The sequence below is a fragment of the Mesorhizobium sp. M0340 genome (genome assembly GCF_040321535.1).
Lineage (GTDB): Bacteria > Pseudomonadota > Alphaproteobacteria > Rhizobiales > Rhizobiaceae > Mesorhizobium.
Genome location: NZ_JAMYRR010000017.1, coordinates 26,617 through 51,050 on the forward strand (window position 1 = coordinate 26,617; position 24,434 = coordinate 51,050).

Annotated in this window: 16 protein-coding genes and 3 pseudogenes; 9 read left to right on the forward strand and 10 right to left on the reverse strand. The window is 61.6% G+C overall.

Features of this window, described 5'->3' with window-relative positions:
- Window positions 1–9 precede the first annotated feature (9 nt).
- Window positions 10–243 carry a hypothetical protein gene (locus NKI79_RS22645; protein WP_352507602.1) on the reverse strand — a complete coding sequence of 78 codons (234 nt, stop codon included), beginning with the start codon at window positions 241–243 and terminating at the stop codon, window positions 10–12.
- Between the two features lie 252 nt (window positions 244–495).
- Between NKI79_RS22645 and NKI79_RS22650 the strand changes: the two genes are divergently transcribed.
- Entirely contained in the window at window positions 496–1,413 is a 918-nt protein-coding gene (locus tag NKI79_RS22650; RefSeq protein ID WP_352480611.1) for an NADP-dependent oxidoreductase, read from the forward strand.
- Between the two features lie 489 nt (window positions 1,414–1,902).
- Here NKI79_RS22650 and NKI79_RS22655 read toward each other — a convergent pair whose 3' ends face one another.
- The 3 genes and pseudogenes from NKI79_RS22655 to NKI79_RS22665 all read right to left on the reverse strand — a co-directional run bounded on the left by NKI79_RS22655 (window position 1,903) and on the right by NKI79_RS22665 (window position 4,088).
- Window positions 1,903–2,406, reverse strand: a complete 504-nt coding sequence (locus NKI79_RS22655) for an SRPBCC domain-containing protein (protein ID WP_352804618.1) — start codon at window positions 2,404–2,406, stop codon at window positions 1,903–1,905.
- 3 nt (window positions 2,407–2,409) lie between these two features.
- Window positions 2,410–3,012 (reverse strand): NADPH-dependent F420 reductase, encoded by a 603-nt coding sequence (locus NKI79_RS22660; protein WP_352804621.1) that lies wholly within the window; start codon window positions 3,010–3,012, stop codon window positions 2,410–2,412.
- 179 nt (window positions 3,013–3,191) lie between these two features.
- A pseudogene (locus tag NKI79_RS22665) lies at window positions 3,192–4,088 on the reverse strand (LysR family transcriptional regulator).
- A 258-nt stretch (window positions 4,089–4,346) separates the two neighbouring features.
- On the opposite strand from NKI79_RS22665, the gene NKI79_RS22670 reads away from it, so the two are divergent.
- The 3 genes from NKI79_RS22670 to NKI79_RS22680 all read left to right on the forward strand — a co-directional run bounded on the left by NKI79_RS22670 (window position 4,347) and on the right by NKI79_RS22680 (window position 6,575).
- On the forward strand, window positions 4,347–5,087 hold the full coding sequence (locus NKI79_RS22670; protein WP_352804624.1) for an SDR family oxidoreductase: 741 nt from the start codon (window positions 4,347–4,349) through the stop codon (window positions 5,085–5,087).
- 152 nt (window positions 5,088–5,239) lie between these two features.
- Window positions 5,240–5,737 carry an SRPBCC domain-containing protein gene (locus NKI79_RS22675; protein ID WP_352804627.1) on the forward strand — a complete coding sequence of 166 codons (498 nt, stop codon included), beginning with the start codon at window positions 5,240–5,242 and terminating at the stop codon, window positions 5,735–5,737.
- 43 nt (window positions 5,738–5,780) lie between these two features.
- Complete coding sequence (locus NKI79_RS22680) at window positions 5,781–6,575, forward strand: SDR family NAD(P)-dependent oxidoreductase (RefSeq protein ID WP_352804629.1); 795 nt, start codon at window positions 5,781–5,783, stop codon at window positions 6,573–6,575.
- A 543-nt stretch (window positions 6,576–7,118) separates the two neighbouring features.
- Here the strand turns inward: NKI79_RS22680 and NKI79_RS22685 are convergent.
- The 3 genes and pseudogenes from NKI79_RS22685 to NKI79_RS22695 all read right to left on the reverse strand — a co-directional run.
- Window positions 7,119–10,322 carry an efflux RND transporter permease subunit gene (locus NKI79_RS22685; RefSeq protein ID WP_352804632.1) on the reverse strand — a complete coding sequence of 1,068 codons (3,204 nt, stop codon included), beginning with the start codon at window positions 10,320–10,322 and terminating at the stop codon, window positions 7,119–7,121.
- The gene (locus NKI79_RS22690; protein WP_352804795.1) at window positions 10,319–11,422 is read right to left on the reverse strand and encodes an efflux RND transporter periplasmic adaptor subunit; all 1,104 of its coding nucleotides are present in this window, start codon (window positions 11,420–11,422) and stop codon (window positions 10,319–10,321) included. The genes NKI79_RS22685 and NKI79_RS22690 overlap by 4 nt, the downstream gene beginning before the upstream one ends.
- 694 nt (window positions 11,423–12,116) lie before the next feature.
- A pseudogene (locus NKI79_RS22695) lies at window positions 12,117–12,476 on the reverse strand (transposase); the annotation flags it as partial.
- A 705-nt stretch (window positions 12,477–13,181) separates the two neighbouring features.
- Here NKI79_RS22695 and NKI79_RS22705 point away from each other — a divergent pair.
- The 4 genes from NKI79_RS22705 to NKI79_RS22720 all read left to right on the forward strand — a co-directional run bounded on the left by NKI79_RS22705 (window position 13,182) and on the right by NKI79_RS22720 (window position 20,632).
- Entirely contained in the window at window positions 13,182–15,761 is a 2,580-nt protein-coding gene (locus NKI79_RS22705) for an AMP-binding protein (protein ID WP_352804635.1), read from the forward strand.
- Between the two features lie 474 nt (window positions 15,762–16,235).
- Window positions 16,236–17,264, forward strand: coding sequence for an ABC transporter substrate-binding protein (locus NKI79_RS22710; protein ID WP_352804638.1), 1,029 nt, complete (start codon window positions 16,236–16,238; stop codon window positions 17,262–17,264).
- Window positions 17,265–17,333: 69 nt separating this feature from the next.
- Complete coding sequence (locus NKI79_RS22715) at window positions 17,334–19,532, forward strand: ABC transporter permease (RefSeq protein ID WP_352804641.1); 2,199 nt, start codon at window positions 17,334–17,336, stop codon at window positions 19,530–19,532.
- A gap of 23 nt (window positions 19,533–19,555) precedes the next feature.
- Entirely contained in the window at window positions 19,556–20,632 is a 1,077-nt protein-coding gene (locus NKI79_RS22720; RefSeq protein ID WP_352804642.1) for an ABC transporter ATP-binding protein, read from the forward strand.
- Here NKI79_RS22720 and NKI79_RS22725 read toward each other — a convergent pair.
- Window positions 20,622–21,416 (reverse strand): inositol monophosphatase family protein, encoded by a 795-nt coding sequence (locus NKI79_RS22725; protein WP_254820674.1) that lies wholly within the window; start codon window positions 21,414–21,416, stop codon window positions 20,622–20,624. The genes NKI79_RS22720 and NKI79_RS22725 overlap by 11 nt on opposite strands.
- A 957-nt stretch (window positions 21,417–22,373) precedes the next feature.
- Between NKI79_RS22725 and NKI79_RS22730 the strand changes: the two genes are divergently transcribed.
- Complete coding sequence (locus NKI79_RS22730; protein WP_352804645.1) at window positions 22,374–22,754, forward strand: hypothetical protein; 381 nt, start codon at window positions 22,374–22,376, stop codon at window positions 22,752–22,754.
- 196 nt (window positions 22,755–22,950) lie between these two features.
- Here the strand turns inward: NKI79_RS22730 and NKI79_RS22735 are convergent.
- Both NKI79_RS22735 and NKI79_RS22740 read right to left on the reverse strand, forming a co-directional pair.
- Window positions 22,951–23,571 (reverse strand): annotated as a pseudogene (locus tag NKI79_RS22735) (recombinase family protein).
- A gap of 91 nt (window positions 23,572–23,662) precedes the next feature.
- Window positions 23,663–24,133, reverse strand: a complete 471-nt coding sequence (locus tag NKI79_RS22740) for a hypothetical protein (protein ID WP_352804648.1) — start codon at window positions 24,131–24,133, stop codon at window positions 23,663–23,665.
- Window positions 24,134–24,434 lie beyond the last annotated feature (301 nt).

Consider the following 24,434-nt stretch of genomic DNA (forward strand, 5'->3'; position numbering starts at 1 on the left):
CGCTCGGTTTTATTGGTCCGAAAACCTCACGCTCACGCCGCGCTGCCGAAAATAAGCCTGCATCAACTTGCGGCCCGAGCGATTGTTCTGCGCCAACTTGGTCGGATCGAACACCGCCTGTTTTATCCCCTCTCGTGTGAGCGCTGCCTTGAGCGTCGCGATACCTGCGTCGATGTCGGCATTGCCCGCCCGGAGCGAGGCATAGATACTTTCGGTCGCCTCGGCCACGGTCAGTTCGCTCACAGATGTCGTCCTTTCGTACAGGGCGGCGGCTTAGCATGGATTCGCGGCTCGCCGATACCGATGAGACCGTCATTGGAATCCTGTCGGCGGCGCTGAAGTAGCGGTATTACTCGACCGGCGACGACGGCGTGCTGCGGTTCGGCGTGATGACATACCTTTATCGGGACCTAGTCTAGCTGCGTGAGAGATCGAAAAGACCCTCCACGCCAGCAATTTACCCCGAACCAACAAATCACTGAGGAGACAATTCCCATGAAAGCGATCGTAGTGACGGACCAGGCTGCAGGAACGGCCGGAATGAAGCTGGGGCAGCGGCCCGAACCACAGGCGGCAATAAACGATGTCGTCGTACAAGTTCATGCGGCGGGATTCGTCAACACCGAACTGGAGTGGCCTTCGACCTGGGCCGATCGGGCCTTCCATGACCGGACGCCGTCGATCCTCGGCCATGAGCTGGCCGGTGTGGTCACGGCCCTCGGCTACGGCACCACGGGGCTTTCGATCGGTCAGCGGGTGTTCGGCCTCGCTGACTGGCATCGCGACGGCACGCTCGCTGAGTATGTCGCCATGGAGGCACGCAATCTCGCACCGCTACCCGGCGACGTCGACTTCACGGTTGGCGCAAGCTTGCCGATCTCCGGCCTGACCGCGTGGCAGGGACTGTTCCAGCACGGCCGCCTTCGGGCGGGGCAGAGCGTTCTGGTGCATGGCGCGGCCGGTGCCGTCGGTTCGATGGTGGCGCAGCTTGCAAGGGAGGCCGGAGCTTATGTCATCGGCACCGGACGCGCCGCCGACCGCCAGAAGGCGCTCGACTTCGGTGCAAATGAATTCATCGATCTCGGGAATGACACCTTGGAAGAGGTCGGCGGTGTCGATCTGGTGTTCGATGTCATCGGCGGCGATATTCAGAAACGGTCCGCAACGCTGGTCCGGGCCGGAGGAACGCTTGTGACAGTCGTCGGACCAACGGATATTCGACCTGCAGATGGCCTGACGGTTGACTTCGTCGTCGAGGCTGATCGAGCCCAGCTTTCGGAGATAGTTCAGCGGATCCGGGATGGACGACTGCGGACGAACATCGGCAAGGTCTCGAGCATGGATGATGCCGTCGCCACCTTCAACTCAACCGAGCGACGCACGGGAAAGACAGTCATCAGTGTTCGTCCGTAAGAACTCGGGGAGAGAGGGCGGTTCCTCTCTCCTCGTCTACTCCCATCAGCAGGATACCATTAGCAAGATAATTGCCTCGGCCATGCCGGTCTTCGTCGCTTAGACTCTCCGTGTCGCGATCGGTGTATTGGCGCTGTTCCCCTCCGCGAGGCCCCACAATGGCTGCAGAACTACCGCGACGACGTCGGTGCGCCGGACCTCCAGTCGGCCGTGGCGGTGAGCGCAGGGTGGAGCGTCTTCGCGATGGAGGACGGAGCGGTCTACAACACCTACCGCCGCTATCCACCGCTTGTGGGGCCGCCCTACGCGCCGTTGCTCAAGTTCGTGCCAAAGCCGTGACATCCGCAACTTGCGCGCCTGCCTTGGCGAAGCGGGCATTCGCCAATAGAGAGCGTGTCATGCAAGCACGTGACCGCTTCTTATCGCGGGGATGTTCCTAAGGCGGAGGCCCTAAAATCAGCCGCGAGCGAAGAAGATGCAGATGCGGAATTAGCGTGCAGTCCTCGCCGCTTCCGCCTCGGCAGCGCGAGCAAGGTCTTCGACCCACTGCTGATGATAGCGGTAGAGCCCACCGGGGTGCTTGTGTCCGAGCACGTCGAGGAACCAAGGGCCCTGCTGCGTCTCTTCCGTCAGCACATGGCAACCCGTGTCCGTGGGAGTGATGACCCAACCGTGATAGGCGGTCGAGCCGGTCTCGTCGCCGTCGACCACCGTTTTCCACGCGAGCCTGTGGCCGGGCTCGCACTCCGTCACGACAAGGCTCATCGGAAATCCAACCGTCACCCGACTGAATCTGGTTCCGAGCGCCAGTTTAGGCTCACCGGTCAGGATCTTGACCTGACCCTCTGGAGGAAAGTAGCTCGACCAGTTCTCGGCGTCGATCAGCAGCTCCCACACCAGTGCAGGCGGGGCTTTCACGTCAATGTCATTGAGCGCGTAGATCGACGAAATCTTCGGGTCGAAATGGTCAGGCCATATTACACGATCATACATGGCTCAAGCCTGCCTCTTGAAGAGATCTTTGGAAATTAAAGGCGCCCAGGTGTTTCCTCGCGCCTGAATGAGCAGCCCACCCTCTGCGAGCCCTCCAAGGTTGACCGGTGCATAGCCGAGTTGCTCGACCAGCGCGGACACCACCGGAAGGGCGCTGTCCTTGTCGCTGGACAGAAAAACCACTCGCCGCCAGCCGTCGATGGAGGGCTCCTGAGCAAGGACGCCTGCAGGCAGGTGGTTGAACGCCTTGACAAGCGCGGCAGCGCCAAACGCCTTGGCGACCACGGCCGAAGACGGGAGGCTGCCCAAATCGCTTGGTGAGACGCCGTAGGCGTTCGTCACATCGATAATGATCTTGCCCCGCCAGTCCTTGGCAGTGTTCGCAACCTCCCCGTGCGCCCAGAACGGAACAGCCAGCAGTATAATGTCGGCCTTGATCGCTTCGTTCACGGAGCTGGGGATGACCGTGGTTCCGATGGCCGTTGCGAGCGGCGCGAGCGCCTTGGGCGCACGTGTGCTTGCTATGGCCACTTCGATACCCTTGCGGGCGAACATTTTCGCGAGCGCCTGACCGACGGCCCCGGCGCCTATGATTGCGTAAGTCATTTCATATCTCCACGATCGGCGAATTGCCGGTACGTTCTGGAGCTTAGCTAAGGTCGTTGAGCCTCAACCGGGATTGGCGATTTCTCGACAGCGGTTATGCATCGGCGCACCATTCGCGGATTGATCGCGCCTCGGCGTCCCAGTGGAGGTCGACATCTGTGGCCAGGGACAGTCGCTCGTCATTCGCTGGAGTCGGGTTGTCCCGCCAGTAGTGGCGCGTATGCGGCGAGCCTGCGCGATATAAACTCCATGAACAGCCGCACGCGCTTGGTCTTACGCGTTTCGCCGTGTGTGAGGAGCCACAACGTTCCGAACATGCGCTGGGTGGTGCCCGGCACCCTCGCCAGCAGCGGGTCGCCATCTCCGACGAAGCATGATAGCGCCGCCATCCCGAGCCCTTGGCGCACCGCGAGAAGCTGGGCTACAGCGTCCGTGGCCCTGAATGGACCCTCGGCGGCGGGAACCTCACCACTACGCGCCCAGTCCGAGACGCCATCCCAGTTCCTCACGACCCACCGAATGCGATCAGGCGCCCCGGCACGTCACGCGGCAAGCAGATCACGGGATATATAGACGCCTCCGAACAGTTCCGGTCCCTTCAGGCCGTGAAGATTGGGCGGCAGGGTATCGCGGTCGTAGACGACACGGATTGCGACGTCGGCCTCTCGGTTGGTCAGATTCACCGGCGAGTCGATGGATAGTATCTCCATCTCGATCTCGGGATGCAGGTGTGCGAAGTCGGCGAAGTCCGGCATGAGCAGGTGTGTCGCGAGTGGGGGCGGTAGCGTCACTCGCAGAAGCCCGCCCGCGCCCTGGTCGCGACCGAAGACGCGCGTCTCCAGCTGATTTGACGACGCCTCCATCTGGACAGCGAACTCGAGGACTCCCTCACCCGCATCCGTGAGACGATAGCCTGAGGGCAGCTTCTCGAACAGGTACGCGCCGAGGCGCTGTTCCAGTTGGGCAATGCGTCGCAGCACAGTCGAGTGGTTTACCTTGAGGCGCTCGGCGGCGGCCCGAACCGAGCCTTCGCGCGATATGGCAAGAAAGTAGCGAACGTCGTCCCACTCGATCATGTGGTGCAACCTTGCACCGCAAGCTGCGGTGTTGAAACACGTATTAAATAGCATGAATGGTGCGAACCTGTTCGTCGACCCCACAATTCCAGTATCGCTGCAGCTCCCATACCTCGGCAATCGGCTATTCTGCGGCATTCGCAGCCAGTGCGAACACCATCGCTTGGGGACAGGCGGTGCGCCAACGCACAGCCGCTGTCGAGAAATCGTCAATCCCGCCTGAGCGCGTTCGATCCCATTTGGTTGCGAGGGGGCGAGATGATCGTCGACCCTGGACAAAAAAGGAAAACCGGAATGGGCCGACTTGATGGGCGAATAGCCGTTGTCACCGGTGCGGCAAGCGGCATAGGCCTTGCCACCGCGAAGCGGTTTGCGGCCGAGGGCGCAGTAGTCGTGATGGTGGACCAGCACGGCGAGAAGGTTCGACGTGCCGCGCAGGCGTTGGGGCGGGGCCTGGATCCGGTCCTCGCCAACATCACGAAGATGGCGGATCTCGCTGCTCTTCGCGACCACGTCGCCAAGACCTACGGCTTCGCCGACGTGCTGTTTGCCAATACCGGCGTCGCTACGTTCGCGCCGGTCGGCGAAGTGAGCGAAGAAGCGTTCGATCGAACCGTCACGACCAATTTGAAGGGCACATTCTTCACCGTGCGAACGCTGTTGCCGGTGCTCCGCGACGGCACCTCAATGATTCTCACGTCGTCCGTGTCGGGCTCGAAGGGCGCTCCGGCTTTCAGCGTCTACTCGGCCACCAAGGCTGCGGTCCGCTCCCTCGCGCGGACCCTCACCTCGGATCTGAAAGCCCGTCATATCCGCGTAAACGCGCTCGCCCCCGGGAACACCGAAACGCCTATCGGCATAAATGCCGGTCTGTCCCAGGAGCAGAGCGATGCCTTTTTCGCGCACACTGCCCTCGACACGCCGCTGGGCAGGAACGGTCAAGCCAACGATATCGCTGCGGCCGCGCTCTACCTCGCGTCCGACGACATTCGTTCGTGACGGGCATCGAGCTGACCGTCGACGGGGGCTTCGCGCAGGTGTGAGCCCGGGCCGCTGGCGCTGAGGGGCCGCCGCTAATTTCGGCATCGGCCGACCACTTCGCGCAGGCAGGTATGGCACTTTTTTCGTTTTGTCCCAACACGGAGAACAACATGTTCGAGGCAATCAAGTGGCCGGCAGACCTGACGCCCAGCCGATCCCCGATCCATTTCACCAACGAACTCGAGGTCGAGGCCTCTGCTGAAACGATTTGGTCGTTGCTCGTGGATCCCGCAGCTTGGCCTGGTTTCTACCCGGGCGTCGAACACGTGCAGTTGCTTGATGGGCACGAATCGCTTCGCCTTGGCACACGGTTCGAAACCAACCTGGCCGGCCAGGACGTCTTCGCATCAGTGCAGGAGTTCGAGCCCATGACGCGCATCGCGTGGGGCGGCTACCCAAAGGCCGCGGTGACTTCGAAGGCCTATCACGCATGGATTATCACACCCACGGCGAATGGATGCCACCTCTGGACCGAGGAGACGATGCAGGGCCCGTTCTGGATCGAATTGGGCAAGAAAGCCCCCGATGTTTTTTGGCGCACGCACGAGAAGCTCCTTGAGGATCTCGCCAAGGTCGCAACCGAACGCACTGCCTCACCCATCAAGTAAAACAGCCGTCGCTGTCGCAGTCCGAAATTGAAGGAATAGACTCATGAACATCGACCTTAAGGGCCGCAAGGCCGTTGTAACGGGTTCCACGGCGGGCATCGGTCGCGCCATCGCCGAAGGACTGGCGCGCGCGGGCGCTTCGGTTGTGATCAACGGCCGCGGCGAGGAACGCGTCGCCACAGCGCTTCGCGAGATTCGCGAGCTTTTCCCACAGGCTGATCTGACGGGCGTTGCAGCTGACCTGGAGACAGCCGAAGGGGCCCGAGCTCTGTTCGTACAGGCGCCCGATGCGGATATCCTCGTCAACAATGTGGGCACAGCGCGCCCGAAGACTTTCTTCGATCTCGCCGATGACGACTGGCTAAGCCTCTTCCAGCTCAACGTCATGAGTGGCGTTCGCGCCGCACGCCACTATGTGCCGAAGATGACAGCGCGGGGTTGGGGACGGGTCGTATTCATCAGCAGCGAATCCGCCCTCAACGTCCCGAAAGAGATGATCGACTATGGCATGACCAAGACGGCGCAACTCGCCATATCGAGGGGGCTTGCCGAAGCGGTCGCCGGAACGGGTGTGACAGTTAACGCGGTCCTCCCCGGCCCAACGAGGTCCGAAATCCTGTCGAATATGATGAATGAGCTGGCGCACTCGCAAGGCATCAGCCAAGAGGAAGCGGAGCAAGTGTTCTTGACGACGATGCGCCCGACAACACTGATCAATCGATTTGCGACGACCGAAGAAGTTGCCAACATGGTTGTCTATGTTTGTTCGGAGCAAGCGTCAGCGACGAGTGGCGCCGGTCTGCGCGTCGACGGCGGTGTACTTCGGTCAATCGTCTAAAAGTGTACGGATTATAAACCGGCTTCCCTTGCGCGAGTCGACGTCGCCTCACAAAAGACGAGCTTATGCAAGCATGCGGCCAACGGAGCGTCGCCGAGAATGAGCCTGAGAGTGGAGGCTGGGAGGGGTCGGCGGCTTGTGACAGCGAAGCACCTGGGCGCGGTTCGGCCGCGCTGACAGGCCTCATTCGGGAAGCCCTGCCATTCGCAAGGCCGCTGCCAGCGCGTCCATCAAGTACGGCCGAAACAGGTTAGTTCGCACGTAGCCGCCGACCGAGAAAGCAGACACCGCAAACGAGGACTCCGGAGGTCGCGGTTGCGCCCTTAAGCCCCGCCTGGCCGACCAGATAGAAGATCGCATTGGCCTCGCCGCCCGGCATCGTCTCGCTGAACTAGATGCGGCTGTTGGGCTGGATTGCTGGCTCAGACCGAGCAAGGGTCTCCGCTGCACCTCGACGCCGAAGTCGCGCAGATCGTGGCCGTTGCCGCGCCGCGCCGATTTTCTGGAGTGGTAAGCCGCGCCCGACGCGGCGAATTCGTAACCCTACTCGGCGGCCGTCTCCGCTGGCGCCCCTGCCGGCCCCGAAGGCTCGGCCTCGGCACGGGGCTTGCGCCGCGAAAACAACGACCTGAGCGTGACGTAGAACACCGGCGTCAGGAACAGGCCGACGAAGGTGACGCCGAGCATGCCGGAGAACACCGCGGTGCCGAGCGACTGGCGCATTTCTGCGCCCGGGCCCGTTGCGATCATCAGCGGCACGACGCCGAGGATGAACGAGAAGGCGGTCATCAGGATCGGCCGCAGCCTGAGCCGGCAGGCTTCGACGGCAGCTTCGGCGGCCGACAGCCCGCGTTCCTGCGCCTGCCGCGCGAATTCGACGATCAGGATCGCATTCTTGGCGGCAAGCCCGATTAGCACGATGAGGCCGATCTGCACGAGGATGTTGTTGTCCAGCCCTCGGAACGACACGCCGAGCAACGCGGCGAGCACGCCGAGCGGCACCACCAGCACAATGGCGAACGGCAGCACCAAGCTTTCATATTGCGCCGCCAGCGCCAGGAACACGAACAGCACCGAAAGTCCGAAGATATAGAGAGCGGCATTGCCTGTGTTGCGCTCCTGATAGGCGAGCTCGGTCCATTCATAGGAGGTACCGGCCGGCAGCGTCTTTGCCGTGATCCCTTCCATCAATGCCAGCGCGTCGCCTGTGGAAACGCCGGGCGCGGCGTTGCCCTGCAGCGGCACCGAGACGTACATGTTGTAGCGCTGGACCAGCGCCGGGCCGGTGGCGTCGCGGATCTCGACCAGCGTGCCGAGCGGAACCAGCGCGCCGGTCGCCGAGCGCACCTTCAGTTTCAAGATGTCGGCGCGATCTAGGCGGAACGCCTGGTCGGCCTGCGCCCGCACCTGGTAGACGCGCCCGAAAGCGTTGAAGTCGTTGACGTAGGCGGTGCCCAAATTGATCGACAGCGTCTCGAAGATGTTGGGGATCGGCACGTTCAGGATGCGCGCCTTGTCGCGATCGATCGCCAGGAAGAATTGCGGGCTCGACACGGAGAAGGTGGTGAACACGCCCGCCAGCCCCGGCGTCTTGTTGGCCTTGCCGGCGATTTCGTAGGCAAGCGCCAGGATCTGCCGCATGTCGGCGCTGTTGCGCTCCTGGATCTGCAGCTTGAAGCCGCCGGCATTTCCGACACCGCGGATCGGCGGCGGCGGCAGTGCGATAATGAAGGCTTCCTTGATGCTTTGCAGGCTGCCGAACAGATTGCCGATGACCTGGGTCGCCGACTGGTTGGCTTTCAGTCGCTCGTCAAAAGGCTTGAACCTGGCGAAGATCACGCCCGCATTGCTGGCGTTGGTGAAGGTCGCGCCGGAGAAGCCGGCGAAGGCGACTGCGTAGTCGACGCCGGGCGTTTTCTGGATGATCTGCGACGCCTGCTGGATGACCGCATCGGTCCTCGACAACGAAGCGCCGTCCGGCAACTGGACGACGACGATCGCATAGCCCTGGTCAAGCGACGGAATGAAACCGCGCGGCACCGCCTGCACCAGGTAGACCGTGGCGTAGATGAGGCCCGCGAAAACGGCCAGCATGGCGGCGATCGTTATCCACGAGCCGATCAGCACGCGGATGATGCTCGAATACCAGTGGGCGACCCTGTCGAAGCCGCGATTGAAGCCGTCGGCGAGCGCCCGTCCGAACCGCGCCAGGAAAAAGCGCGGCGGCGCCGCCGCGGCGTGGTGCGGCTTGAACAGCAGTGCGGCCAGCGCCGGCGAAAGCGTCAGCGAATTGAATGCCGAGATCGCCGTCGACACCGCGATGGTGATCGCAAACTGCAGGTAGAACTGCCCAGAAATGCCGGGGATGAAGGCCGTCGGTACGAACACGGCTATCAGCACCAGCGAGATCGCGATGACCGCGGTTCCGACTTCGTCCATGGTCAGGTGCGACGCCGGATTGGGCGCCAGCCCTCTGGCGATATTGCGCTCGACGTTCTCGACCACGACGATCGCATCGTCGACGACGATGCCGATCGCCAGAACGAGGCCGAACAGCGTCAGCATGTTGAGCGAGAAGCCGGCGGCGTAAAGCACCGCCAGCGTGCCGATCAGCGACACGGGGATCGCCACGATCGGCACGATCGCCATGCGCCACGATTGCAGGAAGACGATGATGACGATGATGACCAGCAGCATCGCCTCCAGGATTGTCTTGTAGACCTCCCGGATCGACTCGGCGACGAACTCGGTCGGATTGTAGACGATGTCGTAGCTCAACCCCTTCGGGAAGTCGCGGGAAAGCTCCTTCATCTTGTCCTGGATTTCCGCGGCTGCGGCAAGCGCATTGGTGCCCGGCCGCTGGAAGATGGCGAGCGCCACCGCCGGTTTGCCGTTGAGATAGGAGTTGGTGACGTAATCCTTGGCGCCGAGCTCGATGCGCGCCACGTCCTGCAGCGAGATCAGGCGGCCGTCGTCGGTCGATTTGACGATCACGTATCGGAAGTCGCGTGCGTCGTTGAAGCGGCCTTGCGTGGTGACCGTGTACTGGAACGCCGTGCCGGTGCTGGTCGGCGGCGCGCCGATCGCGCCACCCGACACCTGGACGTTCTGGTCGCGCAGCGCCTGCACCACATCGCCCGAGGTCATCCCCAGGGCGGACAGTTTTTCCGGATCGAGCCAAATGCGCAGCGAATATTCGCGTTCGCCGAAGATGATGAGGTCGCCGACGCCGTCGAGTCTGAGCAGTATGTCGCGCACCCGCGAGCGGGCGTAGTTCGAGACGTAGAGCTGGTCGTAGGTATTGTCGGGCGACAGCATGTGCACGACCATCATCAGGTCGGGCGAGCTCTTGGTGGTGGTGATGCCGAGGCGGCGGACTTCTTCGGGCAGGCGCGGCTCGGCGACCGACACGCGGTTCTGCACCAGCACCTGCGCCTGGTCGAGATCGGTGCCCAGCTTGAATGTGATGGTCAGCGCCATCGCCCCGTCGCCCGACGAATAGGACGACATGTAGAGCATGCCCTCGACGCCGTTGATCTCCTGCTCGATCGGCGTTGCCACCGTCGCTGCGACCGTCTCGGCGTCGGCGCCCGGATACTGCGCGCGAACGACGATGGTCGGCGGCGCGATCTCGGGATATTGCGCGACCGGCAGCTGGGTATAAGCAATCCCGCCGAGGATCAGCAGGACGACCGAAACGACCGATGCGAAGATCGGACGGTCGACGAAGAAATGTGCGAACCTCATTGCTGCAACTCGGCGATCTCGGCCTTGGGCGGCAACGTCACCATCTCGACCTTCACCTTGGTGCCGGGCCTGGCGTGCATCAGCCCGTTGACGATGATCGTCTCGTTGCCGGTCAGGCCCTGGCGGATCACCCGGTAGCCGTCGAGAAGCGGGCCGGTGCGCACGGGCTTCGCCGACACCATCCCGGCCTCATCCACCGGGAACACGATGCGGCGATCCTGATCGGCGCCGATCGCCTCGTCGGGCACCAGCACGCCGCTATGCGGCAGCGACCCCGGCACGTTGATGCGCCCGAACATGCCTGGCTGGAGAATGCCGTCGGTGTTGGGAAACCTTGCACGCACCCGCATGGTGCCGGTCGCGTTGTCGATCCGGTTCTCGGCAAAATCGAGCTTGCCTTTGAATACCGCCTCCGTGCGGTCGGCGACACGAACCACTACCTCGAGCCCGCCGGCACCTTCCTGCATGCTGCCGCCGCGCTCCTTCGCGTCGCGGGCGTAGCTGAAATACAGGCGCTCATCGACGTCGAAATAGAAGTCAATCGGATCGCGCGTAACGATGGTCGTCAGCAAGGTGGAATCCGGCTGCACGAGATTGCCGACCGACACCAGCCGGCGGTCGATGCGGCCGGACAAGGGCGCCTTGATCTCGGTGAATTCCATGTTCAGGCTGGCCGTCGTCAGCGCAGCTGTCGCGCCCTGCATCTGCGCCTGCGCCGAAAGGTATTCCCGCCGGCGGTCGTCGAGCGTCGCGGTTGAGATATTGCCGGTCTTGGCGAGTTCGTCGGCGCGATCCAGCTGCATCTTGGAGAATTCGAGCAGACTCTTGGCGACGTCCACTTGCGACTTGGCGGCATCATAAGCCGCCTGGTACGGACGCTGGTCGATGGTGAAGAGCAGGTCTCCCTTGTTGACCAGTGCGCCGTCCTGGAAGCTGACCTTGTCCAGATAGCCGCTGACGCGCGAACGGATGGCGACCTGGTCGACGGCTTCGAAGCGCCCGACGAACTCGTCGTCTTCGACGATTTCACGGACCACTGGCTTGGCCGCCGTCACCACGGGTAGCTGCTGGTCCTGCGCAAACGCAGTGCTGAAAGCCATGCCGAGCAGGAATGTCGCCGATACGGCGGCGCGGGCAAGCCAGTCGGCCGATCGACGGGCTCGCCCGCCCGCGTCGCGATGCAATTGTCCATTCTCTAGGGTGTCCATTTGCGTCCCCGCTCGCTGGACCCGGAGGCCGGTTGATCCGCTTCTACGTTCAGGCTACTCGTCGAAATCAGAGCACTGCAGTGTTGTGCATGGCAAGATGATCATTTTCCATGTGGGCTGAAATGTCCACCCTGTGACTGCCCCGCCACCCGCGACTGGCGACGCAGATCCACCGGGCGATCCGGGATGCCATTGAGACGGGGCGGTTAGACCTGGGAGCAGACCTTGGTCCCGTCGGGCTGGACGTCCGCAATCCTTCTTCAAACGTTAAAGCCGCCATTCCGCTATCGTGATGAGTTTCGGGCGCCGGCAGGCGTACGAAAGTCCGCGAGGAAGGAACCGTGGGCCACAGACGATGGCTATGGGGATTTCGGATTTCGGCGGATGTCGGCGATGGCGTGACCGCCGTCGGGAAGCTCAGGGGTGAATGCGGACAGACCGCTTCGTTGCGCCTCCGCGCGGTCTTGTCGGGACGGTGGGCGGCTGGGCGCGGCTCTGTCGGCGTCGATAATCACCATAGACGTGCGTCGATCCGTTGCCGGAGGCTGAGTGCCTGCAGCTGAAGGCTGAACCATTCCATGCCGGGTCATGGCGTACTGCTCCCGGTCGACGGGGAACTGTGTGGCGGTCCGCGCGGCTGCCTCCGTCGTTCGAACACCTCGATCACGATCATGCGGCCGCCACAGCAGGGGCATGGCGGGCGGAAGTTGTCCGGGTCGTCCATGGTGTCATCGTCGGACGGTGCAGCGACGTTCAGGAGTTCACGAGCAAGCGCGAGGCTCGCCTTGCGAGCAGAGCCGGCAAGCAGGCCGCAATGCCGGATGCGGTGGAAACCCTTTGGCATGACATGGAGCAGGAAGCGGCGGATAAACTCGTCGGTCGCGAGCGTCATGAGCTGCTGCCGGTCGGCGCCTTCGCGACGATAGTTCTTGTACCGGAAGGTGATCGTGCGCGGCAAGGGTGCGCCCAACGGCCTCGGCTTTCCGCCGCATGGCGCGGGGCGAAACTTCTCGCGCACTCAGCGCCGCCGCATGCAGGCCGGACGCAGCTGATATCTTTGCGGAGGAGACAAAGGGGATCGAGCCCGCTTTTTCTCCGGCGTGACGGATAATTCGGAACTGCCAAGCGCCTACAAGAGCGCGTCGGCGGTACGTCGCCAGATAGAGCGATACGGCCTCGCCGAAATCGTCGACGCGGTGCTGCCGTTCGGTTGTATTATCGCTGGTGACTGGGAAGCCAACGCTCCTTGGCGCAAGAAGAAACAACGGCAGGCATAGACGCTGTTGACGCACAGATGACCATCCTCTCGGTTCAATCCGGAGTGACCGCGTGGGGTGAAGTCACGGCAACAGACCCAGGGGGCTTTACGTCCGCTATCGTTCTTGCCTGCACTACGAGCGCACCTACCGCTTGGGCCCCAGAGCCACCAGCCTGCAATGCGCCCGCAAGTCGGTCATTGAGGTGATCTTTGCTGTTGCCGATATCGGACGTTGCCGGCGACCACGCTGGGCATCGTAGTTTGGCTCTCCGCTCGCGCGCGAACACATCCTCTAAAAGTTGATGCAATCTCTCAACAAACGTGATAGCCGCCGTCCCCGACTGCACTGATGGCTGCAACAAGCCGCTCTTCAAATTGACGGAGATCAGGGGAATGGGGTTAACCCGGCGCTTGGAAGAACACGGCGATCGTCCGGCGCTGATCTTTCCCGGCCGCACCCCGATCCCATACCGCGATCTTGCGCTGCGTGTCGCAGCGGTGGCAGCCGAGTTCGGACCCGAGAAAAAGTTGGTCGCGGTAGCAGCCGAGCCGACGGAACACGCGGTCATCTCTTATTTGGCGGCAATGCACGGCAGGCACGCCGTCGCATTGATCCCGCCCTGCGACGCGTCGGCTCTGGACGACTTTGTCGCCGACTATTCGCCTGAAATCATCTGCAGACGAGTAGACGCCCGCTGGCGCTGCCGCACGGGAGCTGGGGAGTCCAATGGCGCACTGCATCCCGATCTCGCGGTGCTGCTCGGTACCTCCGGCAGCACCGGCAAGAGCCGGTATGTTCGCCTGTCAGCTGCAGCAATCGAGGCCAATGCTAGAGCAATAGTCAGCTATCTGGAACTCAGCCATCGGGACCGGGCGGCGCTTATCCTGCCATTCCACTATTCTTACGGCCTCTCGGTCCTGAACTCTCATCTAGAGGCAGGTGCCAGCATTTATTTCCCGAAACACGGTGCCTCCCACTCCGCCTTTGCTCAAGAGATGCGCGAAGCGAGCTGCACCAATATCAGTGGCGTTCCCTACTCCTTCGAAATGATGGACCACGCCGGCTTCCGGAGGCACGACTTGCCTGAGTTGCGTTTCATGACGGTAGCCGGCGGACGCATGCAACAAGCTCTGGCCGAGACCTTTCGGCGTCATCTGGCGGACAACTCTGGCTGCTTCTTCATGATGTATGGGCAGACCGAGGCAACCGCTCGCATCGCCTATGTTCCCCCCGGCGAGCTCGAGGGCAATCTGGGCAGCATCGGCATTGCCATCCCGGGCGGCAAACTCCGGTTGGCTGATGAAGACGGCCGGCCAATCGAACAAAATGGCGAGCCGGGCGAACTCATCTACAGCGGTCCCAATGTGATGATGGGGTATGCCCATCGACGGGCGGATCTGGCAACGGCGCACGAAGTCGCGGATTTGCGTACAGGCGACATCGCAAAGCGTGATGATCGCGGGTTCTATTCGATAGTCGGTCGCCGCAAGCGGATGTCGAAGATCGCGGGCCTACGCCTGAGCCACGACGCGATCGAAACGGCGCTTGAGAAAGCTGGGATCGCCGCAGCAGTCGTCGGAGACGATGAGCGCATTCTGGCGATGGTGACGACACCCAACGTCGACGACAACGAGGTGCTTCAGGTCATGATGGCTGCAAGCGGACTGCCAAGGCCGCACCTCGAAGTCGCCAGGGCGACATCGTTGCGGAAACTCGCCTCGGGGAAGGTCGACTATGCTTCACTCCACGCTCGCCTGCGAGCCCCGCGTCAGCAGATGGCCATGAATGTCCTGGACGCCTTCAGGAATGCGTTCTATCCGCGTCAAGTTGGTCCCAGCGACACTTTCGAAAAGCTCGGCGGCGACTCGCTGCTCTATGTGCAGCTCTCGCTGACCTTGGAACGTAAACTCGGGAGCCTGCCGCAGGGTTGGGAAACCATGCCCGTTGGCGACCTTGCCCAAACCGCCGAACCCAGGAACCATAATCGGTCCATCGATAGTCAACTGGTCCTGCGTGCTGCCGCAATCCTGCTAGTTGTTATCCATCACGCAACGCTCTGGCCCATTCCGGGCGGAGCCGCCACACTCGTGATGCTGGTCGGGTTCAGCCTAGCTCGCTTTCAGCGCCATCGGCTGTTCGCCGGCGATGGTCTGACGGTGTTGCGGCCGCTGGCAGCCAACCTTGCACTTTATGCGCCCATCGTCGCGGGTTTCTCCCTGGCGCGTCGCGAGGTGCTATGGCCATCGGTCTTCCTGAGTGGCAATCTCGGCTTTGCCACACCGCCGCACATGGTGCCGTATCTATACTGGTTCGTTGAGGCGTATGCGCAGACCATTCTTCTATGGGTGATCCTGTTTTCCATTCCGCAGGCGCGGCGCATCGCAGATGCAATGCCGCTTGCTTCTGGCATTTTCGTGCTGGCAATTGCTGTCGCAGCCAAGTTCCTCACGCCACTCGTCTGGTACATCGGCGGGCCGCAAATATTCACACTGCCTGACATCCTTTATTTGGCCATCCTAGGCTGGTGCCTGTACTTCCTCGACACACCGCCGAAACGGAAGGCGTTCTTTGCCGTCGCCACTGTTCTTTGTCTGGTGCTGGCCTGGTGGGGCGGCAATTGGACAGGCTCCTGGGTCAAGTTCATGCTGGTGCTCGGCGCGGTCTTCGTCCTGCTTTTCATTCCGCGCATTACATTGCCCACTTGGGCGGCGCCGCTCATCCTGCCGGTCTCTGCCGCCAGCTATCACATCTATCTTTTTCACCGCGTAATCCCCGACTGGCTGCTTCCGCAACTCGACCTGGGCACGCAGCAGCCTTCCGGGCCGGCAGCGGCCATTTCGATTGGTCTCGCATCAGGCTTGGCAGTATTCTGGTTGCAAAAACAATTTATTGGCTGGCTTGCATATCGGCGAGCCTCCCGCCTCGGTTGGCGGAGCCATGTCGTCGGTGGCCCGTTGGAAGCAGCCGAATAAGACAGATTGGCCGGAGAACGGGGACGCCACTTCGACAAAGTCGGCTTGGCCGATCTTGGCCATGGCGGCGAGCAGGTGGAAAAGGGGAAACGGTTCCCACAGATCGCAGCTTGCGGCGCCTCGATATCCGGGTCCAGCTGGTGCCGACAGTGTCGTGCCCCTCTAAGCTTTGGAGTTAATTCCAGGACTTAGCGTTGAACAATCGGCTCACAGCTAGGCCAGGACGAGAGTGTTCTCGGGTGCGAACGCCCGGCGCGAAAGACGCCAGAAACTGCCGGTCCGCTTCCCGCCCCAAGAGCTCTCAGCACAGCCGCCAGTGAGCAGGCGGCGTCGGTAAGATGGAAACTGTAAGTTATGTGCAGCGCCATCTATGGAAAGCGCTGCAACTCGGTCAGGCAGATGCTAGCTTCCAACTTGTATTTTCCGCCTATCTGGGTTTCATAAGTCGGCAAATTACTTAGGGAGGAATTCAACATGATAAAAAGGGCAATTCTCGGCGCCGGTATCCTTGCCGCCGGTATGTGGAGCGCGTCGTCATCGGCGTCCGCCGAAAGCCTGACCATGTATTGCGGCGTCGACGAGGTCTGGTGCCAGCAAACGGCGCGGGCGTTCGAGGAAAAGACCGGCATCACGGTCGACATGACCCGCAAGAGCGCCGGCGAAATCTACGCGCAGCTGCGCGCCGAGGCGGCCAATCCCAAGGGTGACATCTGGTGGGGCGGCACCGGTGACCCGCACCTACAGGCGGCCGAGGAGGGTCTGACCGAGGAGTACAAATCACCCCTGATCGACCAGTTGCAGCCTTGGGCGATCAAGCAAGCGGAAACATCCGGCCACCGCACGGTCGGCATCTACTCCGGCGCACTGGGCTTCGGGTATAACAAGGATCTGCTCGTCAAGAACAATCTGCCCGAGCCGAAATGCTGGGCCGATCTGATCAAGCCGGAGTACAAGGGACAGGTTCAGGTCGCCAACCCGAATTCCTCAGGTACCGCCTACAACATGCTGGCGACCATTGTCCAGCTGTTCGGCGAGGAGAAGGGTTTCGAGTACTTGAAAGCCCTGCACAAGAACGTCAACCAATACACCAAGTCGGGTTCGGCGCCGATCAAGGCAGCCGGGCTTGGCGAGACCACGATCGGCATCGTCTTCATCCACGACGCTGTGTCGCAGGTCGTTGCCGGCTTCCCAATCGTTCCCGTCACCCCTTGCGAGGGAACCGGCTACGAGATCGGCTCGGAATCGATCATCAAGGGCGCCCGCAACATGGAAGCCGCGAAAAAATTCTACGACTGGGCGCTCGAGGCCGATGTCCAGTCTAAGGCGCAGGATGCGGGGTCGTTCCAGGTTCCGTCGAACAAGGCGGCAAAAACCTCCGACAAGGCGCCGGACCTCTCGGCCATCAAGCTGATCGACTACGACTTCAAGAAATATGGATCGAGTGAAGAGCGCAAGCGCCTGCTGAAAAAGTGGGACGAGGAGGTCGCGTCCCTGCCTCAATAGCCGATGCGCTTTCGCCAAACCCGCTGGCCCCTTGAACCGACCGCCGTCCTTTGGATGGCGGTCGGTTGGATGGGGTTTGCCTTGCTGCCCTGGTACGGCATTGAGGACGGGTTCTTCGGCCTTTCCTGGCTGCTCGACGGCTACCCGTTCGACAGCAAATTCGCACCGGCGCTGGTTCTGGCCCGCAAGGGCGAGAAACTGTGGTTGGCGCCGCTCGGCTTCCTGCTGGCGGCGCCGCTGCTTCTGTGGGGTCGCAACAAATCCGATCCCTTTTTCGGCCGGCTACTCGTCACTGTCGGCGCTGCGGGATTTGGCTGGCTTCTGTTCCAGGGCTTCGCCATCGGGTTGCACGGCTGGCAGGTCAGCTGGCTGACGAGCCTGTTCGGCGATCTAGACGACCGCCAGTTCGGCATGGGTTACGGCGCCCTGCTGGTCAGCGGCGCCTTTCTGTTCCTGTTCACCCAGGGTATTGGCGCACGCGGTGCTGTCGGCGGCGACGTATTCGTCGTCAGCTCAATTGGCTTTGTCGTCGCGGTGGTTTCCATCTTCATCTTCATGCCAATCCTGATGATGCTGGCCAACGCCATGCAGACCGACGACGGGGGTTATTCCCTTGTCGCGTTCCTGGCCAAACTGTTCAGTTCGCGCCTCTGGAGCCTAGCTTGTCTCGCCGGCGGCAGCCGCTGCGGCGTTGCCTGGAACTCGCTGCTGCTCGCTCTACTCGTCGGTCTGCTGACCATGTTTATGGGGCTGGTGTTCGCGCTTGTCGTGACACGCACGGGTTTCCGCTACGGCAAGCTGCTGCGGGCGCTGACCGTGTTGCCGATCATCACGCCGGCCTTTGTCATCGGGCTTGCCATCATCCTGTTGTTCGGACTGTCGGGCGCAGTGACGCAGAGCGTCGCCGGCGTCTTCGGCATCCAACCCACACGCTGGGTATACGGACTTCCCGGCCTGCTCATCGCCCAGGTTCTCGCCTTCACCCCGATCGCCTTCCTGGTTCTGATCGGCGTTGTCGAAGGCGTCAGCCCGTCCATGGAAGAAGCCTCGCAGACGCTCCGCGCCAGCCGCTGGCAGACCTTTTGGACCGTATCCTTGCCGCTGATGAGGCCAGGCCTCGCAAACGCCTTTCTGCTCGGCTTCATCGAAAGCATGGCCGACTTCGGCAATCCGCTGGTGCTGAGCGGCAATTACGATGTCCTGTCGACGGAAATCTTCTTCGCCATCGTCGGCGCGCAGAACGATGCGGCACTTGCGGCGATCCTGGCACTGGTGCTGCTAGGCTTCACGCTTGTCGCCTTTTATGCGCAGCGCTTCTGGATCGGCAGGCGCTCTTATACTACTGTCACCGGCAAGGGCGACGCCGGCGTCCATCCGCGCTTGCCTACCGGGCTGACATACGCGCTCTATGTGATCGCCGGACTGTGGACGGCATTCACCGTATTGGTCTACGCGGTGATCTTCTATGGCAGCTTCGTCAAGCTATGGGGCGTCGATCAGAGCCTTACATTGCAGCACTACAAGAAGGCATTCTCCGTCGGCTGGAATGAATTCGGCATCCATTGGTCGGGCTCGGCCTGGAGTTCGTTCTGGACGACGATGGAAATAGCACTGATATCGGCGCCGCTGACCGCAGGGATAGGACTTCTGACCGCCTACCTTCTCGTCCGCCAGAATTTCCGTGGCAAGAACGCCTTCGAATTCGCGACCATGCTGTCTTTCGCGATCCCGGGAACTGTGATCGGCGTCAGCTACATCATAGCCTTCAACGTGCCGCCGATCGAACTGACCGGAACTGGCATTATCCTCGTGCTGTCGTTCATCTTCCGCAACATGCCAGTCGGCGTGCGCGCCGGCGTCGCCTCGATGTCGCAGATCGACCGCAGCCTGGATGAATCCTCGCTCACACTTGGCGCCAACTCCTGGCAGACCTTCAGACGCGTCATCCTGCCATTGCTGAGATCGGCGATGCTGGCGGCGCTTGTCTATTCCTTCGTGCGCGCCATGACCGCGATCAGCGCCGTCATCTTCCTGGTCAGTGCGCGCTACGATCTGTCGACCAGCTACATCGTCGGACGTGTCGAGAACAATGAGTACGGCATCGCCATCGCCTATTCGACGGTGCTGATCGTCGTCATGTTGGTGGTCATCGGGCTGATGCAGCTGGTCGTCGGCAGCCGCAACATCGGTCGGCGCGGCATCCAGAAGGGCGACGACGGCTGGAGCATGCGCACCAATGTCAGCCTGCCCGCAACGCCAGGCGGCTAGACGACAATAGCAGGAGCCGGGTGATGGCTGAAATTCGGGGCAATGCCGCCTCTGTCACTTTCGAGCATGTCAGCAAGACCTATCCGGGCGCGAGCACGCCAGCGGTGAACGACATCTCGCTTGCGATAGAAGCCGGAAAGCTGGTGACGCTTCTCGGACCTTCCGGGTGCGGCAAGACGACGACTCTGCGCATGATCGCCGGCCTGGAAATGCCGTCCAGCGGCCGTATCCTGATCGGCGGCGCCGACGTGACGCGTTTGCCGGCCACCGACCGCGACGTGTCTATGGTTTTTCAGTCCTATGCACTGTTCCCGCATATGACGGTGATTGAAAACGTCTCCTATGGTTTGCGCTTCTCCGGCCATGACAAGAAGGAGGCCGCGTCCCGCGCCCGCGCTGGATTGGCACTGGTCGGCCTGACCGGTTTCGAGGCGCGCCTGCCCAGCGAACTGTCAGGCGGCCAGCAGCAGCGCGTGGCGGTTGCGCGCGCGCTGGTGCTCGAACCGCAAGTGCTGCTGTTCGACGAGCCCCTCTCCAACCTCGACGCCAAACTGCGCCGGCACGTGCGCGAGGAAATCAGGGAGATCCAGATAAAGCTCGGGCTGACCGTGGTCTATGTCACGCACGACCAGGAAGAGGCGCTGGCGGTTTCGGACCGCATCATAGTCATGAACAAGGCAGTGGTCGCACAGGACGGCACGCCACGCGAACTCTACGACGCGCCGGCCAATGCGTTCGTTGCCGACTTTATCGGCGAAGCCAACATCCTGGATTGCGAGGTGGTTTCAGTAGAAGGCGATGAAGCCACCGTCCGGCTGGGTTCGCTTGCCTTGAAACTGCCGGCGCGACGCCAGCTGGCCGGCCCGGCGAAGCTGGCGGTCCGTCCGAGCCGCATCGAGATCGGGCCTGCCGGCACGCCGCAGACGATCGCCGGCAGGCTCGAAAAGGTCACCTATGTCGGTAGCCATCTCGAACTGATCATCGGCACACCGCACGGCCAAGTGTTTGCAATATCGCACGATATCGATGCGCCGTTTCAGGCAGGCGACAGCATCGGCATCGGCTTTCCAGGGCGCGGACCGGTTCTGATCAAAGCTTGAAGGATTGCATGCAGAGTTGGCGGATCTGGGCGAACACGCCGCTGCCGGCGCAAATCACCAGCGCGCCGTTTTCCAGCACCGTCTTTGGGTCGGGCTTGACTATCGTGCCGCCGGCTTCTTCCATCAGCAGCATGCCTGCCAGGCAGTCCCAGGCGTTCATATGCTCTTCGACATAGCCGAGCAGCCTTCCGGCGGCCGCATAGGCGAGCATCAACGCGCCGGATGCGTTACGGAAAAACACGCCGCCCTTTGAAAACAGCAATCCGATGAGCGTTGCGACGTTCTGCATTTCGGCGCGGTTGGAAAAGCCGGTGCCCAACGAGCCGTCGGTCAGGCTGGTGGCCGCGCTTGCCCTGATCGGCTTGCCGTTGAGAAAGGCGCCGCCGCCCTTTCGGCAATGGAACGTTTCGCCCGTAGAGGGCTCGTGGATGACACCCACGACAGTGTCGCCGTCCTTGGCGCAGGCAATGACCACGCACCAAGCCGGAATGCCGCGCACGAAATTCGCAGTGCCGTCGATCGGGTCGATGACCCAGACATGCCCGGTCGATCCGGCGACCGAGGCATGCTCCTCGCCGACGATTCCATCGGTCGGGTAGGCGGCTTTCATTGCCGCGCGGATGAATAGCTCGACCTCGCGGTCGGCCTGCGAAACCATGTCCTGATGACCTTTGCTCTGGATGGCGAGGCTGTCGAGGTCGCGAAAATACTTCAGGCCGAGCTCGCCGGCGCGCTGCGCGAGATCGATGGCGAAATGTTCACGCGCTTTATTATCGGATGTCATGAGGTCCTTCAGAATATGACCGCGGGCTGGAAATGGGCTAGGTGGAGAAACGTAGCGGTCGAGATGAGAGTGTGCAAATGATGAGCTCTGCACGCGCGCGACATGGTCGTCGTTTGTATCGGTCAAGATGTGCGCTACTGCGTGGAGGGCTCGCCTGATGGTCTTTGCGCACCCATCAGCCCCGACTATCCCGGATGAGCTGGCCGACCACAACTAGCGCGCGGTAAGTGAATCGTGCCAGCCACTTTCTTACCGCCGCGTACTTCGTTCGCATTACATTAGACTTGTCTAATGTGCTAACAAGCCAGTCGAGCATTCCCGAACGCTCGCTGGTCAGGCCAAGCGGCCCCTAACCCAAGCTGCTGGGCCGCCCCCTAAGGAAGTGCGCGTATCCCTGATGCGGTCGTCGGTGACCCGCCTCCGTACCGCGGCCAGGATCGCAACCACGTCATCGACCCAACGCCCCGCATCGGTACCGCTCAAACGAATGGCAATTTTCTGTCTAGATGCGTTTAGTATCCATTCTCGGGAGACCCACGCGTGGTCGCGTGGGAGACAAGTGACTCCCCTTTAAAGGCATCGAGATGCTCCGAGCACTGAAAAGTCAGTTCCTTAGACCTAAAGATCGGGCGATTTGCCAGCGGGTTGTCGACCAGATAACCGCCGACGCTAAATGGTACAGCACTTCGATAGACGGTCAGATTCTGGTCTCGACCACGCTGAATCTCTTTCAATCAGGGGTCGTAAACGAAACGAATTTGCTGGCACATGTTCGCGCGCGGCGCCACGACTTCACTAAACTGACAGCCTAGCTCCACCCGGGCGGAAACAGCGCGCTAAGCTGCAGCATACACGTTTCCGCAACGAGAAAAGGCGGCAGATCGAGGGTGCCAGCCCTGTTCTGGCTGAGTATCTTGTAGACACCAGCTTGACGCGCTTCAGAACAATGGTCTCGCCGTGCGGATGTTCGTCGAGGTCATCGATTCCGACCCCATGCTCAGCGATCCGGTCAAGAAGCCGGAGACCGGACCGGATGGCCGTCGCCCTGGCAGCGCCTTCCACCGGCGCAGCGATCTGCTGTTCGATATAATCCATCTCTGGCTTCGCCATGAGGTCGAGAATGTGTGGGAACATCTTGCTGTACACGCGTGGTCGATAGCGGCTCTTTGTGCCGAGAACGCGGTTGGAGCGCCTTACATAGATTTCGCCTGGATCCTCGGCGACGTGATGGTGCATGAGGTCCGACAGAACGGCGTCAACGGTCAGGTCGAATGTTTCCTGATCCCGGTTCCGGCGCTTGTTCGTCCTGAGCCCGAAATATCGCTTCCTGGACGATAGCCTTGGTGTTCTCCGATGCGGCGAACCGATAGGCATTGAAGGGACTGTCGCGCTCTTCCTCTCCGTCATCGAGTTCGGTCACGATAGGGGTAGTCTGATCCATCTGCAAAATTTCTGGTCTTCAAAATAGCCACCCCGCATAACGCGGTCGCATGAACGGCGATAAGCAGGCAAGGTGTCGCGGGAGCGCTCCTCGCTACGCTGCCCTGCCCCGCTTTGCCAGCTTCGCCACGGTCGCCCGAGAGCAGCCCATTACGTCGACAATCTGATTCCAGCTTGCGCCCGTCTTCAGCATCGCCGAGGCAGCGGCGTTCCGCTTCGCGTCCTCCTGCCGGGCCCCGCATACGCCCGTCGGCCTTGGCCTTCTCGATCCCTTGGACCTGCCTCCTTCTTCGGTCGGTGTAGTCCTTGCGGGCAATGGCTGCGAGCATGTCCAGCATCATACTATTGATCGCCTCGGCCATGCGCCGGGAGAACTCGTCGCCTCATCACTGACAGCCTGCCAGGATGTCGGCAGGTCCAGCGCCACGACGCGCACCTGCTTCGCCTTCAGGTCGGCTCTCAGCTTTTCCCAATGGGCCTCGTTCAACTGGGAAAGACGATCAACTTGCTCCACCAAGAGCACGTCTTGGGGATGACAATCGCGCATGAGCCGATCCAGCTCAGGACGCTTCAAGGTTGCCCCACTCTCGTTCTCTTCATACCAGGCGGCCACCGCCAGACCGCGTTCTTTTGCGAATCGTTCAAGGTCTTCCCTTGCCCGTCCTGCGTCTTGTTCCTTGGTTGATGCGCGGAGATAGGCCCTGATGAAAGACATGTTCGGAAACCCTCTTCAGTTCAGTTAAGATGGTTTCCGGTTTGGCTGGTACCGCTGGAGCATACCATACGAGACCAGGCGCCTCGGTGGGTCACTTGGTGAAGGAATAGGGCGTCAGGAACGGCTGACCGTACTGACCGGGCCAAGACCCCAAGAACTTGACGGAATAGCCTTTGAGGAACCCCGGTCGCCGCACAAGGTAATGGGGCGCGTCTCGAAGTTCAGCCATGTTTTGGGAGACGAACGCCATGACCGCGAACGATTGCCGAAACGTTGCCCAATACCCGGTCACCCCAAGCTCCATGCCTTTGACAAACCTGAAGCTGAACTGATTTCCCACATTCTTCCGGCCCTGCGACATGGTGTAATCCGCCCCGAGGATGTCCAGAAATGCTTGGGGCAGCCGGCCTTGAAATCGTTCATAATTTGAATGCCATCGCGCAAACACGCCACCAGCCGGGCCGACGATCTCCCCAGTAACCCAGTGGTGAAGGGCAAACCCCATGCGAGCGGCGAAGGTAGTCATTACGGAGGACATGATCGGCCCGTTCGCCGCCAGCACTCCTCCGCCTTCAACGTAGCGGCCGTCCTCCTTCGGTCTGCCCAGTTCGGCGATTAGGCTGGGATAGTTTCGGCACACCGATTTGACCGACGCTTGACGTCGTCATGCTGTTCAGCCGTCGTCGGGTTGGGCAGGAAGCGGCTTGCGAACGCCGCGACATCGTCCATCTCGCGTGTGCCTTCAGTGACATTGCTTGCAGGTAGTCACTTCCCCGCCCTTCGGTCGCCACTTTCCATCGAACAGCTTGGCGGTACGTGGTCGATGTCGACGCCGCGAGCCGATCCGGCACAATAGATGCAGA

Coding starts and splice junctions, on each gene's coding strand:
- NKI79_RS22650 (WP_352480611.1), top strand. CDS start 496: ATGAAAGCGATCGTAGTGACGGACCAGGCTGCAGGAACGGCCGGAATG.
- NKI79_RS22655 (WP_352804618.1), bottom strand. CDS start 2,406: ATGTATGATCGTGTAATATGGCCTGACCATTTCGACCCGAAGATTTCG.
- NKI79_RS22660 (WP_352804621.1), bottom strand. CDS start 3,012: ATGACTTACGCAATCATAGGCGCCGGGGCCGTCGGTCAGGCGCTCGCG.
- NKI79_RS22670 (WP_352804624.1), top strand. CDS start 4,347: ATGATCGTCGACCCTGGACAAAAAAGGAAAACCGGAATGGGCCGACTT.
- NKI79_RS22675 (WP_352804627.1), top strand. CDS start 5,240: ATGTTCGAGGCAATCAAGTGGCCGGCAGACCTGACGCCCAGCCGATCC.
- NKI79_RS22680 (WP_352804629.1), top strand. CDS start 5,781: ATGAACATCGACCTTAAGGGCCGCAAGGCCGTTGTAACGGGTTCCACG.
- NKI79_RS22685 (WP_352804632.1), bottom strand. CDS start 10,322: ATGAGGTTCGCACATTTCTTCGTCGACCGTCCGATCTTCGCATCGGTC.
- NKI79_RS22690 (WP_352804795.1), bottom strand. CDS start 11,422: ATGGCTTTCAGCACTGCGTTTGCGCAGGACCAGCAGCTACCCGTGGTG.
- NKI79_RS22705 (WP_352804635.1), top strand. CDS start 13,182: ATGGGGTTAACCCGGCGCTTGGAAGAACACGGCGATCGTCCGGCGCTG.
- NKI79_RS22710 (WP_352804638.1), top strand. CDS start 16,236: ATGATAAAAAGGGCAATTCTCGGCGCCGGTATCCTTGCCGCCGGTATG.
- NKI79_RS22715 (WP_352804641.1), top strand. CDS start 17,334: ATGGGGTTTGCCTTGCTGCCCTGGTACGGCATTGAGGACGGGTTCTTC.
- NKI79_RS22720 (WP_352804642.1), top strand. CDS start 19,556: ATGGCTGAAATTCGGGGCAATGCCGCCTCTGTCACTTTCGAGCATGTC.
- NKI79_RS22725 (WP_254820674.1), bottom strand. CDS start 21,416: ATGACATCCGATAATAAAGCGCGTGAACATTTCGCCATCGATCTCGCG.